General features: G+C 60.6%; 10 protein-coding genes. 7 read left to right on the forward strand and 3 right to left on the reverse strand.

The features are described 5' to 3' along the window. Positions 1 to 1,410 precede the first annotated feature (1,410 nt). Together FAZ79_RS06610 and FAZ79_RS06615 are read right to left on the reverse strand one after the other, a co-directional pair. Positions 1,411 to 1,560: a hypothetical protein gene (locus FAZ79_RS06610; protein ID WP_136867195.1), complete on the reverse strand. Its 150-nt coding sequence runs from the start codon at positions 1,558 to 1,560 to the stop codon at positions 1,411 to 1,413. A 67-nt stretch (positions 1,561 to 1,627) separates the two neighbouring features. Continuing rightward, positions 1,628 to 2,515, reverse strand: a complete 888-nt coding sequence (locus tag FAZ79_RS06615) for a hypothetical protein (RefSeq protein ID WP_136867196.1) — start codon at positions 2,513 to 2,515, stop codon at positions 1,628 to 1,630. A 376-nt stretch (positions 2,516 to 2,891) separates the two neighbouring features. On the opposite strand from FAZ79_RS06615, the gene FAZ79_RS06620 reads away from it, so the two are divergent. From FAZ79_RS06620 to FAZ79_RS06650, 7 genes are all read left to right on the forward strand, one after another. Next, positions 2,892 to 3,212: a hypothetical protein gene (locus FAZ79_RS06620; protein ID WP_136867197.1), complete on the forward strand. Its 321-nt coding sequence runs from the start codon at positions 2,892 to 2,894 to the stop codon at positions 3,210 to 3,212. Between the two features lie 87 nt (positions 3,213 to 3,299). Beyond that, positions 3,300 to 4,655 carry a TolC family protein gene (locus FAZ79_RS06625; RefSeq protein WP_136867198.1) on the forward strand — a complete coding sequence of 452 codons (1,356 nt, stop codon included), beginning with the start codon at positions 3,300 to 3,302 and terminating at the stop codon, positions 4,653 to 4,655. A gap of 11 nt (positions 4,656 to 4,666) precedes the next feature. Further along, positions 4,667 to 6,028, forward strand: coding sequence for an efflux RND transporter periplasmic adaptor subunit (locus FAZ79_RS06630; RefSeq protein WP_136867199.1), 1,362 nt, complete (start codon positions 4,667 to 4,669; stop codon positions 6,026 to 6,028). Positions 6,029 to 6,038: 10 nt separating this feature from the next. Continuing rightward, entirely contained in the window at positions 6,039 to 9,146 is a 3,108-nt protein-coding gene (locus FAZ79_RS06635; RefSeq protein WP_136867200.1) for a CusA/CzcA family heavy metal efflux RND transporter, read from the forward strand. Between the two features lie 16 nt (positions 9,147 to 9,162). Continuing rightward, positions 9,163 to 9,486, forward strand: a complete 324-nt coding sequence (locus FAZ79_RS06640) for a P-II family nitrogen regulator (RefSeq protein WP_169303625.1) — start codon at positions 9,163 to 9,165, stop codon at positions 9,484 to 9,486. Positions 9,487 to 9,668: 182 nt separating this feature from the next. Beyond that, a complete protein-coding gene (locus FAZ79_RS06645) occupies positions 9,669 to 10,565 on the forward strand; it encodes a cation transporter (RefSeq protein ID WP_136867202.1) in 897 nt (298 codons plus the stop codon). A 230-nt stretch (positions 10,566 to 10,795) separates the two neighbouring features. Further along, complete coding sequence (locus FAZ79_RS06650) at positions 10,796 to 11,710, forward strand: cation diffusion facilitator family transporter (RefSeq protein WP_136867203.1); 915 nt, start codon at positions 10,796 to 10,798, stop codon at positions 11,708 to 11,710. Between the two features lie 172 nt (positions 11,711 to 11,882). Here FAZ79_RS06650 and FAZ79_RS06655 read toward each other — a convergent pair whose 3' ends face one another. Next, entirely contained in the window at positions 11,883 to 12,845 is a 963-nt protein-coding gene (locus FAZ79_RS06655; RefSeq protein WP_136867204.1) for an arsenic resistance protein, read from the reverse strand. Between the last annotated feature and the right edge of the window lie 69 nt (positions 12,846 to 12,914).

The raw sequence follows: 12,914 nt of genomic DNA on the forward strand, positions 1-12,914 counted from the left end.
GACAGGCGCGGATTTCTCCATCGAGGCCCGGAGCACTGACGTGCCCCACGACGAGGCCGAATAGATTGACGCAACCTGATTATCCACCACCCCAACGGGGCTTGCGATCGGGGAGCAGGCCATAGATGTGTCTGGCTCTCCAGTAGCTGAACGAAGCCACGGTGGGCGCTCGCCCCGCAAGCGAAACGCGCCGACGGCATGTGTCTCGGCTGTAGGTCGGGCTTCTGCCCAACGTCGGCCGAATGGCCGACTTGCTGGGACGGGACTACCCGATTGAGGTGTTGGAGTAGCGCGTTTTCTGGTGGAGGTGGAATGGTTTCGGGCGTTTGTTTGGCTTGGTGGGCTTGGCCAAACCACGTTGCCAACGCCCGAGGCACTTTCTATTGCTTGTCCAATAGAAAGTACCCAAAGACAAGGACACCCCGGCGCCTTGGCCCTTCGGGCTTCCCTCGCCGCCGCCGGGTTGCGGACGGGGCGGTTCGACGCGACATCGTGTCGCGCAGAACCTCGGAGCGACGTCCCTGTCGCTCCGACCCTGCAACCCAGCGGCGACGAGGCAAGGCGCAGGGGCCCCGGGGGTGTCAGCCGATGCACGCTTGGTCAGCAACGCCCCTAAATCGAATTAATTCCGGAAAAGATTGTTGATTTCCAGGTGAGCGAGTAGATCTCTGTTGTATGCGTCTTCGTTGTTTTCAAGGTTGGCCAACAGATCAGAGAAGTAGGTCCTCCTTCTGTCAAATCCAAGCGAGTCGAGGACGCCGTAGCATAATTTTCTACCTGTTTTTTTGTGGCCAATCTTATGTAGAAAACACCCGGTCGAGAAACTGTCTTTGTAAAGCATTTCTTGCTCTACATTTTGGCACTCGGATTCAATAATCTGTCTAAGCTTGTCTGTGGTAATGCTTTTCAACTCTTTCTCCTTTCCGTTGAGGTGTGTCGTTAATCACATAGCCATTTGTATGCTTCTGAGTCCCGACTCTTTTTAGCGCTCACTCCTACACCACCAGACCCCCTGTGCGAGCGAGCCCCGCTCGCGAAACGCGTCAACAGCGCGTGTCCAGCAATAAGCCGCACCAAGCGAATTGTTGGTGGCAGTGAGTCATCAGGCTCGGAAGTCCCCTTCGCCTTGCCGAGCGGCCGGGGTGCCGCAGGGTCGGCGCAACAAGGACGTTGCGCCGAGGTTCGCCGCGACACGACGTCGCGTCGAACCGACCCGTCCGCGGCACCCCGGACGTGAGGGAAGCCCGCAGGGCCAAGGCGAGGGGTGCCGTTCTCTTTGGGCACTTTCTCTTGGGCAAGCAAGAGAAAGTGCCTCGCGCGCCTGCCAAGTAGAGGAAAGAGAGGCCGTTGCACTTGAAGGCGTGCGAAACCAAACCTCGCCTGTTACTAAGTCGGCAAGGCTTTTGCGCCTCAGTTTTTACAGCCGTTTTTTTGGCAGGTGATTCGCTCGTGTGAGTTGACCCAGTGCTCTGGGTTCTTTTTTGTATCAAATCCGCATCCCGTCTGGCCGCCTTTGGTTCCTTTGTGAACTTCGCCAGTTGGTGTGTGTTTTACAGCCATGTTCAGTCCTCCTCATGAGGTGGTGGTTGAATCGAACTTATGGTTTTCTTCAATTTGATATGCGCCCTTAAAACAGGGATTGTTGATTTCTAGGGGGAGCATGGATGACTTCATGGACTTTTTCCACTTCGTACCACGTGTGCACAATCTCGCCTTCGTAGCCAATTGCCGTGTCTTGTTTGAGATCGGCTCGTATTGAGTCGCCAGGTTGGAGCGAAACACCCCCTTTCTTCTGGAAGTCAAATAGCCACCGCATGTCAGATATCTTTGCGTCTACTGAGTGTCCGTTGTGCCGGACAGACCACTTGGAATTTCCTAAGTAGTCTGGCTTTTTGATTTTTAGTACGTAAGTTCCTCGTTGGGTAATTATTTTGTCTGTGAGAACGGTTGTTATTATCTCGGTGGAAATAGAGAATCTCTTGTTGAATTGAACTTTTCCGAGCGGGCTCCAATACGCTAGGCTGTCATGCTCTTCGAGCACACTTAGAGCATTTGACATATGGTTTAAATTTTCAAGTAAGCGTTTTCGATTTATCGGGCTGTAAGCGGGTATTTTTTTAACGTTAGATTCTTTGGCTAGGCTCTCTATTTCGTCTTCAAGTGACTTTATTTCATCAATGCTTTCTACAGAGTCTCGTTTGTCACACCAGCGAATTATTGCGTACTTCGATTTTAGAAGGAAGTGGCCTATGAGCTGCCGGATATCAGCGTTGTTGAGTGCTTCGTCAGGAAGGTCAATCAAAACGTCACGAAGCTTGGATCGGATAGATCCACTTTCTATGTCAGTGAGTACTACGGATGGCGTGCATGAACTTGATATTACCGCGCCTAGATCTTCGTCTAGATTGGAAAACATATCGATCATGTTCCCCATTGCGTGGAAGACTCTCGAGGGATCGCCTTCGCCACGCTTGTAATCTAGGTAAAGCTCATACTCCGTTTGGCGGTTCCCCATTACTTCGGAACGTCCTAGTTAATTTTTGTAAATATTTAGGAATAAACAAAAAACCCGCCTTCCGGCGGGTTTGTTTGTGAATTGACACATAAAGTGAAAGCATGGGAGCCGCAAGATCAACGGTTTGTGCTGTTGTGTTGCCTCAGTGACAGTTTTCGGCGGTCGGATAAAGTGAAAAAATGGCATCTGCAGAACCTATAAGATGAAAAAAGTGACTAGCCTGGAGGTAATCATGATCATGATCAAACGCAGAGCAGAAACATTGCCCCCCGTCTTGTGTGATCTACGATCGGCTCGAGTTCATGATTGAAGTTGGATGGCTGAGGCTATTCCTCAGCGGTTGACGTCAACCTTCTAGAACGATTAGTGTTTGGCCGTGCGCGAATTCATCGTCAAATCGCTGGTACTGCTGGTCTTCTCAGCGAACCTCACCTGGGCCGCGGAGCAGGGCGTCGAGGTATTCGGTGCCTGCGCGTCGGTCGATGTGGTCTCCGCGGCCGGCAGCGATGGCGAGAGCGACCAGCATGCTCCCGGTACGACCTCCCACCATTGCTCTCACGCCAGTGTCCACTTCACCGGGCTTCCCGACACGTCGGTGTCGATCCCGCATGGTTCGTCGTCCGCCGCCCCCCTGGCTGAGCTGACGGACTGGCAGTCCCGAGACGTCGAGCCGCGCCTGCGCCCTCCCAGGGTTTGAGCATCTTCTGATCGAAGCACCCCATCGGCCGCCGATCCTGCGGTCGAGTGGGATTTCTGTGTCTTATCTCCCGATCCGAGGTTGCTCATGTCCTCCACGACGATTCCCGTCCGCCGCCGGCGGATGGCTGCCGCGCGTGCCCCGTATGGCACCGCGCTGGCATCGCGGATTTTTTCCACGCCGATCGCCGGCGGTTGCCTGTTGATCGCCAGCGCCCTGATTGCGCCCCCGGCGTTGAGCGAGTCCCCCGATGCCCCGCTGACCCTTCAGGGGGCGGTCGAGGCGGCTCTGTCCAACAATTTTGCCGTGCAGCAGGCCGCCTCGGCGGTCCGCATGCGTGAGGGCGAGGCCGTCCACGCCGGTCGACTCGTCCCATCGAACCCGGTGCTCTCGGCGCGTACCGCCCGTCGGGATGGCCCGGATGGCCAGTCCACCGACTTCGGTATCGCCATCACCCAGTCGCTGTTCACCGCGGGAAAGGGTGAGCTGGCGGAACAGGCCGCCCGCAACCGCCAGGGCGAGGCCGAGCAGCGGCTGGATTACCTGCGAACGACCGTTGCGGCCCAAACGCGATCCGCCTTCCTCCAGGTGTTGAGCGCCCAGGAGCGCCTCGACACCGCACAGCGCCTGATCACGCTCAACCGTGAGGTCCGTGATTTTGCTCAACGGCGCCTGCAGGCCGGCGAGGGGACGCGGCTTGAGGTCAACGCTGCCGCCATCGGTGTGGGCCGAGCCGAAGCCGAACTGGCCAAGGCTCGTCAAAAGTTGAGCGCGGCTCGACTTGCCCTCACCGAGCAATTGGCGCTGGACCCGGCGGCGTCCGTGGAAATCCGTGGCCAGCTTGAACCGGCGCCTCTGGAGATCGACGACACGGACGCCTTGTTGCGCCAGGCGATGCAACGGCGGTCTGACCTCGTAGCGGCAGCCCGCTCGGTTGCCGCGGCTCGCGACGAGCTGCGCCTGTCGAAACGCCAGTTGATGCCGAACCTGACCGTTGGCGCCTTCTACGACAAGGAGGAGTCCAACGATGTCGCCGGCGTTTCCCTCTCCGCTCCAATCCCAGTGTTCCACCAGTTCGAGGGCGAGCAGCGCTCGGCTCAGGCGCGCCTCGACCGGGCGCAGATCGAAGAGGATGCCCTGCGCCAGCAGGTCCGCCGCGAGGTGCTCATGGCGGTGGCCGATTACCGCTCGGCCCGCGAGCGGGTGGACGTGTTCGGCAGCCAGATGCTCGCGAACGCGGAAGAGAACCTCGCGTTGACCCGTCGCGCGGTCAAGGCCGGTCAACTGGGTGCGCCGGCCATTACCACCGCGCAGAACAACCTGATGGAAGTGCGCGGCCAGTATCTCGCCGCGCTCGATGACTTGATCGCGGCCGGCGCCGCACTGGAACGCAGCACCGGCGGACTGCTCCGCCTCGCGCCGACTTCCTCCACCGAATCCTGAGAGACCACGTCATGAACCGAACAAATCACACCTACCGTCGCCTGTCCTATTCGATTGCCCTCGCGCTGATGGTCGGCCTCGCCGGTCCCGCGGCAGCCGAGACCGGCGGGAAGCATGCCGACCACGAGGAGCCCAAGGCCGGTCACGAAGAGAAGGAGGCCGGCCATGAAGACCATCAGGGCCATGAAGAGGAGGAGGCCGGCCACGAGGACCATGAGGGCCATGAAGAGGAGGAGACTGGCCACGAAGACCATGAGGGCCAAGGCAAAAAAGACAGTCATCAAGGCCACGAAGAGGCGGGTGCCGATGCCGTCCATCTCACCGACGAGCAACTCGACCCGCTGACGATCCGCACCGCACCTGCCGAACCGGGCAGTGCCGAGTCGCTGCTTAGCCTGCCGGCGACCGTGTCATTCAACGCCGACCGGGTCGCGATGATCGGTCCCCGGGTGCGAGCCAAGCTGGTTCGGATGAACAAGGGGTTGGGCGATCCGGTCAGCGCCGGCGAGGTGATTGCCGAGATGGACAGTGTCGCCCTCGGGCAAGCCAAGGCGGCCTATCTCAAGGCCCGGGCGCGCTTCGAGACCGCGCGGTCGAACTACGAGCGGCAGAAGGGGCTCAACGCCCAGCAGATCGCGAGTGACGCGACACTGGTCGAGGCGCGTGGGCGCTATCGCGAAGCCCGGGCCGACCGGGACGCCGCGGTCGAGACGCTGCGTCTCTACGGCCTGTCGCGCGAGGCGATCGAGGCAATCGATGCCAACAGCGAACAGCCGCTGTCCCGCTATTCGTTGACCAGCCCGATCGACGGCGTGCTCCAGCGTCGCGCGGTCAGCCCCGGGCAGACGGTTGGTCCCGAAAGCACCCCGATTCATGTGGTCGATACCGAAACCGTCTGGCTCGAGATGGATGCCTTCGAGAAGCAGATCGCGGACCTCGCCGTTGGTCAGACCGTACGACTTAGCCTTCCGGCGCTCCCGGAGCAAGGGTTCCAGGGTCGAGTCGATTGGATCTCCCGCGAACTGGCTGCCGATTCCCGCACGTTGACGGTCCGTGCGGTGATCGACAACCCGGATGATCTTCTCCGGGCAGGCATGTTCGGCACCGCGACGGTCCAGACCGACGGCCACCCGGGTGCCCTCCTGGTCCCCGTTGGTGCGGTACAGCGGTTCGAGGACAAGCCGCACGTCTTTGTTTCGGGCGACGAGCCGGGGGCGTTCCGCGCCAAGCCGGTGACCGTCGGGCATGAATCGAACGGCATGATCGAGGTGCGCTCCGGTATCGAGGCGGGACAGCCGGTGGTGGTCGAAGGCGCGTTCGACCTGATGTCCATTCTCACAGCCGGTGGCCGCAGCGCTGCCCACAGCCACTAAGGGAGGCGGCATGATCAATCGACTGATTTCAATGGCGCTCGCCAACCGGCTGCTGACACTGGTGCTGGTGCTCGCTCTGGCAGCCGGTGGCGTTTATTCCGTCCTGAAGGTGCCGATCGATTCCTTCCCGGATGTCACGCCCTCGATGGTGCAGATCTATACCAGCAGCCCCGGCCTGTCGCCGGTGGACGTGGAAACTCAGGTCAGCTACCCGATCGAGATCTCGATGTACGGGCTGCCCGGACTGGATCGGGTGCAGAGCACGTCGATCTTCGGGCTGTCCCGGGTGAGCGTGTACTTCGAGGACGGTACCGACATCTACTTCGCCCGCCGCCTGGTGATGGAACGTCTCGCGGCCGCTCGCGAAGAGATTCCCGACGGGCTGGGCGATCCGCAGCTCGGTCCTATCACGTCGGGGCTTGGCCAGGTTTTCCTGTACGAAATCCGCAACAAGGAGGGGGCTGACCATTCCTTGATGGAGCGGCGGACCGCGCAGGACTGGATCGCCAAGCCGATGTTGCGCACGGTGCCCGGCGTGACCGGCGTGCTGTCGATCGGTGGGCAGCAGAAGCAGTACCAGGTGCGGCTGGACCAGAATGCGATGGTCGCGCGCGACATCACCGTTGCGGACGTCCGTAGCGCCATTGTGGCCAACAACCGCAACGTCGGCGCGTCGTTCATCAATCGCGGCGGCGAGGAGTACGTGGTCCGCGGTTACGGTTGGATCGATCCGGGCAAGCAGGGCCTGCAGGACATCCGCCGGATCCAGGTCAAGCGTGGCGCCAACGGTGAGCCGGTCTACCTCGATGACATCGCCGAGGTCGGATATGGTCCATCGATTCGCCGCGGCACGCTGGTGGCCAACGGCGAAGAGAGCGTCGGCGGGTATGTGCTCAAGCTGATCGGCAGCAACACCCAGGAGGTGCTCGCGGCGATCGAGGAACGGGTCAAGTCCATCCAGACCGCCTTGCCCGACGGCATGACCCTGGAACCCTTTTATTCACAGGGACAACTGATCGAAAAGGCCGTCGGGACGGTGGAGAAGGCACTGCTCGAGGGCATGGTTCTCGTGTTGGTGCTGTTGTACTTCTTCCTCGGCAACTTGCGTTCGACGCTCATCGTGATCGCGACCCTGCCGCTGGCCGTGCTGGTTGCCTTCATCGCCATGAAGGTGACCGGCATGTCGGCCAACCTGATGAGTCTGGGTGGCCTTGCCATCGGCATCGGCATGATGGTCGACGGCGCCGTGGTGATGATGGAGAACATCTTTCGCCACATGGAGGAGAGGCGCGAAGAGCGCGTGCCACTGACGAGGCTGGTCGGCGAGGCCGCCCGCGAGGTGGCCCGCCCGATCGTGTTCGCCATCAGCATCATCATCATCGTCTTCCTGCCGCTGTTCACGTTGCAGGGGGTCGAGGGCAAAATGTTCGCGCCAATGGCCTACACGATCTCGTTTGCCCTGGTCGGCGCGCTGGTCATGGCGCTGACCCTGGTGCCCGTGCTTTCCACACTGGTGTTCTCGAGTGACTCGGCACCCGCCGAGCCGCGGCTGGTCCGTTGGCTGCGGGCCGGGTACGTGCCGCTGCTCAAGCGTGCCATTGGGAAACCCAAGATCGTCTTCCTGATCGCGGTGGCCCTGTTCGGTTCGAGCCTGGCGCTGTTTCCGAAACTCGGCACGGAGTTCTCGCCGACGCTGCGTGAAGGCACGCTCATGGTCCGCTCGACCCTGCCGCCGGGGGCGAATCTCCCGACGTCGATCGATTACGCCGAGCGGATCGGAAAGGTGTTTTCCGAGTTCCCGGAGGTGACCGGCAGTTACGCCCGCGTCGGGCGAGCCGAGGTCGGCGGGGACCCTGAGCCGGTCAACGTGGTGGCCACGATCATCAACCTCAAGCCACTGGATGAATGGAGCGCCGGGCGTGACTACGAGGGGCTGCAGGCCGCCATGTCAGAGCGGGTCGACGAGGTGTTGCCGGGCCTGGCGAACAACTTCTCGCAGCCCTTGCAGTTGCGTACCGACGAGCTGCTGTCCGGCGTGTTGGCCGAAGTCGTGATCAGCCTGTACGGCGAGGATCTCGACCAGCTCGCCCGTTACGGCAAGGAGATCGAGGCGATCGCCAAGAATGTCGACGGGGCGGTTGACGTCCGCATGCAGCAGCAGGGCGGCAAGCCGCAGGTCGTGGTCCGGCCGGACCGTGAGCAACTGGCCCGCTACGGCATCCCGCTGGACACCGTGCTGAAGACGCTGGAAACCGGCGTGGGCGGTGCCACCGCCGGGCAGGTGTTCGAAGGCGTCCGCCGTTTCGACATCTTCATGCGCTTGAAGGAGCAGAGTCGTGACCAGGTGGATCAAATTGCCAATATGCAGTTGCGCACCGACGACGGCGCGCTGATCCCGCTCTCGCGGGTGGCGGACGTTGAAACCATTGTCGGGCCAAAGAAAGTGTCACGCTCGAATGCCAGTCGTCGCGTCTACGTGCAGCTCAACGTGCGCGGCCGTGATATGGGCGGCGTGGTTCAGGACATCCAGCAGCGCGTCGCCAACGAGGTGGACCTGCCGGCCGGCTATTACGTCGAGTACGGCGGTCAGTTCGAGAACCAGCGGCGGGCGATGGCCACGCTTTACGTGGTGGTGCCGATTACTCTGGCACTGATCTTCCTGATGCTGTTCTCGGCGTTCGGTAGCTTGCGTTACGCCACGTTGATCTTCCTCAACGTGCCGTTTGCCGTTACCGGCGGGATATTCGCCCTGTGGCTATCCGGGTTGTACCTGTCGGTGCCCGGCGCCGTGGGCTTTATCGCCGTGTTTGGCGTGGCCGTGCTCAACGGCGTCGTGATGGTGTCCTACATCAACCAGCTTCGCGACCGGGGGATGGAGGTCGCCGACGCGGTGCGGACCGGCGCCGAACACAGGCTGCGTCCGGTCCTGATGACCGCCTCGGTGGCCATTCTGGGTCTGATTCCATTGCTTCTGGCTGACGGGATCGGCTCGAACGTCCAGCGTCCGCTGGCCGCAGTAGTGATTGGCGGCCTGGTGACCTCGACACTGTTGACGTTGCTTGTCCTGCCAAGCGTATATCGCTGGTTCGCCGTGCCGCGGCGTGATGTCGACGTCTAACCATAGGAGACCGACCATGAAGGAAATCAAGGCCTATATTCGCCAATCCATGACCGATGCGGTCGTGGATGCCTTGGAGGCCATGCCGGGGATTCCCGGCGTGGCCGTCACGCCCACCTACGGATTTGGCCACGTCGTCGATGATGGTCAGCCGGCACGCGTGGAGATGACAAGACTGGAGATCGAGGTGCCCGACGCGATCGCGGACTCGGTGGTGGATTGCGTGTGCGAACACGCCCGCACCGGGGCGGGGCACGTCGGTGATGGCCGGATTTACGTCACCGAGCTCGCGCGCACCGTTCGCATCGCGGACGGCGCCGAAGGAGAGGCGGCGTTCTAAGGGATAGATTCCCAGACGTGGTAACTGGTTACTGATCTCTCGTTCGCGGGGGGCGAGCCGGCATGACAGCGGATTACCGGCCGCCCATCAGTCGGCTGGGTGTAATCAGTGAACAACCTGATGGCTTTACACATCTAGGGGCCCTGAAAGGTGGGCCATCGTCCTTACGTGGGGTACTTTGAATGAACAAATCTTGTGACAGCGCTTGTGGCAGCGATGCAGAGGTTTCGGAGGATACGAGTGCGCAGGCCGCCTCCAAAGCTTCAGGGGCGTGGATCAGCAGGTATGACGTGCCGAAGATGGATTGTCCATCAGAAGAGCGAATGATTCGCTTGGCCTTGAGCGGTTTTAACGAGATTCGAACATTGTCGTTCGATTTGTCGAACCGCCGGTTGGAGGTCGTTCACGATGGCGAGCCTGCCCCGATCACGTCAAAGCTGGTGACCCTGGGGCTGGGCGCTTCGCTTCAAGGTACCACTGTTGCCGACACAGCGACAATCAAGGCCGTGGAGTCCTCTGCGCCGTCTGCAACACAAGAATCCGGCACTTTGCGTTGGTTGCTCGGGATCAACGCGGTTTTGTTCGTGGTGGAGCTGACAGCCGGCCTGATCGCTCAGTCCACTGGCCTGATTGGCGAATCACTCGACAATTTTGCTGATGCGGCGGTCTATGGGCTTGCTCTTTATGCGGTTGGACATAGCGTAAAAATGCAGGTGCGTGCCGCCCACCTCGCCGGCATCTTGCAATTTATTCTGGCTATTGGCGTACTCGCGGAGGTGTTTAGGCGCTTTGTGTTCGGCAGTGAACCTGAATCACTGGTGATGATGGTTATTGCGTTCGTCGCATTGATTGCCAACACAACGGCTCTGTTACTGATATCGAAACACCGAAATGGCGGGGCTCATATGAAGGCGAGCTGGATATTTTCGGCGAATGACGTAGTGATCAACGTGGGCGTCATTACCGCCGGAGCCCTGGTCGCTTGGACTGGGTCGAATTATCCGGACCTGATTATCGGCACCATTGCGGGGATAGTCGTGCTTAACGGTGCAAGACGTATTCTGGCGCTCAAGGCTTGACTACGGTGCTTTGCATCTATTGCGTTTGGCGGGGACTTTCTCGTTCCTCAACCTCTCCACGTTCAACGAGTCTTCAATGCCCTCCAGCCATTGGGGTGCGATTCAAAGATGGCGGCCTCCACAATGGCGGCGAGGTGAGTGCAAGGGGGCGCATGCGCCGACAGACCGGGTTTTCTGATTCAACGGGGTCAATAGTGTTGGGTCATTAGATGACAACAAAAGGAGGACACATGGGACATCAACACGATCATCCCCACCTTGACCCGAGTTCCGGCGATCGTCGAGTGAGCATCGCCATCTGGGCCAACGGCATACTCACCGTTGCCCAGATCGTCGGGGGCATTCTCGCGGGAAGTCTCGCGCTGATCGCGGATGCGCTGCACAATTTCTCCGACATGGCAGCCCTCGTAATCGCGTTTGCTGCCCGCAAGATCGCGAGGCGCCCGCCAGACTCCAAGATGACGTTTGGCTACGCCCGAATCGAGATCGTCGCCGCCCTGATCAACTACACCACCCTGATTCTGGTTGGCGCCTATCTGATTTACGAAGGCACGATGCGTCTGATCGATCCGCCCGAGATTCAGGGCTGGATCGTCGTGATCATCGGCATGGTCGCTCTTCTCGTCGATACGCTGACGGCCTTGCTCACTTGGTCGATGCAGAAAAATAGCGTCAATATCCGCGCGCTATTCCTGCACAACCTGTCCGATGCTCTTGCGTCCGTTGCCGTGATCGTGGGTGGGGCACTGATCCTGCTGTACGACATGCGCTGGGTGGACCCCGCGATCACGATCGGTATCGCGCTCTATATCCTTTATCTCGCCTTTAGCGAGATCGGGGGACCGATCCGGACGCTGATGCTGGGTTCGCCGCCCAATATCGACGGCCAGTCAGTGATTGAAACCCTGCGTGGCGTCGACGGTGTCCATGATGTTCACCACGTTCACTTGTGGCAGATGCAGGAAAACGCCGCCGCGCTCGACTGCCATGTGGTTGTCAAGGAAGCCGATTGGTCGCGACTCGAGGCAATCAAGGCGGACATCAAGGATCGGTTGAAGACTCGCTTCGACATCGGCCATTCCAGCCTGGAATTCGAGCACATCGATCACGCCCACCAGGGTGCCAACCTTTATGGGCATGAGTGACCGGCCCATGAGCGCTCGAGTCGCCGGAATCGTCCCGGGGGCTCATCCATTCCGGGGGCGGATGGGCCCGGGGTAATGCGCTGTCGTTACCCCGAATTCCGCAGGAAATCGTGTTCGAAACGGTCGACCGGGCGGCCGGGCAAGGTTCGGTGGTGAGCCGTCTTGGTTTCTATTAATCGGTTGCGTCGGGGATCAGGCGGTTGGGAATCCAGTGCAGGTAGGCGGCCATGCCGAACAGCTCGATAAGCGACTGGAAAACGATCACCACGATCGCTGCTTGCCAGGCCTCGGGCAAGGCCAGGGCGATCGGCAGCATGACGAACGAGTTTCGTGTGCCGAAGCTGAAGGCCAACGTCCGGGTGGGCCGGTCGCGAAGACCGAAGAGCCGGCCGATCCACTTGCCCAGAAAGGCGGCAGCGACAAGGTAGGCGACGAAAATCAGGGCCACCTGGATCAGTACCCCGGTGAGATCCGACACCGTCGCGACCTGTGAGGCGGAAATCACGAAGACAACCAGTGCCAGCAGCGGCACGGGTAATAGGCCCAGCCCATCGACCAACGTCTTGGCCCTCGGCCGACGCTCGGCCAATCGCTCGGTGATCCAGGCGAGGACCAGGGGGGCGAGGATCAACCCGGCGAACGCGGTCAGCAGATGGGTGCTGAGTGCCGCCTCGACCAGGTCGCTGCCGAGAAACAGCCACAGGTAGATCGGAAGCGCCAGCAACTGCATCAGCAGCAAGACCGGCGTGGAGGCGATCGCCCGGGCGGTGTCACCCCGACCGAGGTGGGTGAAGCTGATGAACCAGTCGGTGCATGGAACGAGGAGTACCAGCATCACGCCGAGCTGGACGGCCGGCGACAGCGGCAAGGTAGACACCAATCCGCCGACCAGCAACGGGATTACCACGAAATTGCCGACCAGCAGGGCTCCCAGAAAGCGCAAGTCGGCCAGCCCCTGACCGACGTGAACCAGAGGCACTTGCGTGAACGTGGCATACAAGAGGGCGCCGAGTAGCGGCCAGAGCAGCGGGTCGAGCCGGGCGGCGGTCTCGGGTTGGCCAAGGCCCAGCCCCAGGCCCGCCGAGATGGCGATGAGGTAGACCCATACCTGGTGGCGTTCCATCCAGTCGCGCATTGCAATCGATCGTCCAAATAGCGGCATGATATCCCTGTGAAAGACATCGAGGCCGGTGTTTTCGTATCG

The organism is Guyparkeria sp. SB14A, assembly GCF_005096345.1.
GTDB lineage: Bacteria > Pseudomonadota > Gammaproteobacteria > Halothiobacillales > Halothiobacillaceae > Guyparkeria > Guyparkeria hydrothermalis.

What these genes read in the sequence shown, in the direction of transcription:
- FAZ79_RS06615 (WP_136867196.1), bottom strand. Translation starts at nt 2,515, where the DNA reads ATGGGGAACCGCCAAACGGAGTATGAGCTTTACCTAGATTACAAGCGT.
- FAZ79_RS06645 (WP_136867202.1), top strand. Translation starts at nt 9,669, where the DNA reads ATGAACAAATCTTGTGACAGCGCTTGTGGCAGCGATGCAGAGGTTTCG.
- FAZ79_RS06650 (WP_136867203.1), top strand. Translation starts at nt 10,796, where the DNA reads ATGGGACATCAACACGATCATCCCCACCTTGACCCGAGTTCCGGCGAT.
- FAZ79_RS06630 (WP_136867199.1), top strand. Translation starts at nt 4,667, where the DNA reads ATGAACCGAACAAATCACACCTACCGTCGCCTGTCCTATTCGATTGCC.
- FAZ79_RS06655 (WP_136867204.1), bottom strand. Translation starts at nt 12,845, where the DNA reads ATGCGCGACTGGATGGAACGCCACCAGGTATGGGTCTACCTCATCGCC.
- FAZ79_RS06640 (WP_169303625.1), top strand. Translation starts at nt 9,163, where the DNA reads ATGAAGGAAATCAAGGCCTATATTCGCCAATCCATGACCGATGCGGTC.
- FAZ79_RS06610 (WP_136867195.1), bottom strand. Translation starts at nt 1,560, where the DNA reads ATGGCTGTAAAACACACACCAACTGGCGAAGTTCACAAAGGAACCAAA.
- FAZ79_RS06625 (WP_136867198.1), top strand. Translation starts at nt 3,300, where the DNA reads ATGTCCTCCACGACGATTCCCGTCCGCCGCCGGCGGATGGCTGCCGCG.
- FAZ79_RS06635 (WP_136867200.1), top strand. Translation starts at nt 6,039, where the DNA reads ATGATCAATCGACTGATTTCAATGGCGCTCGCCAACCGGCTGCTGACA.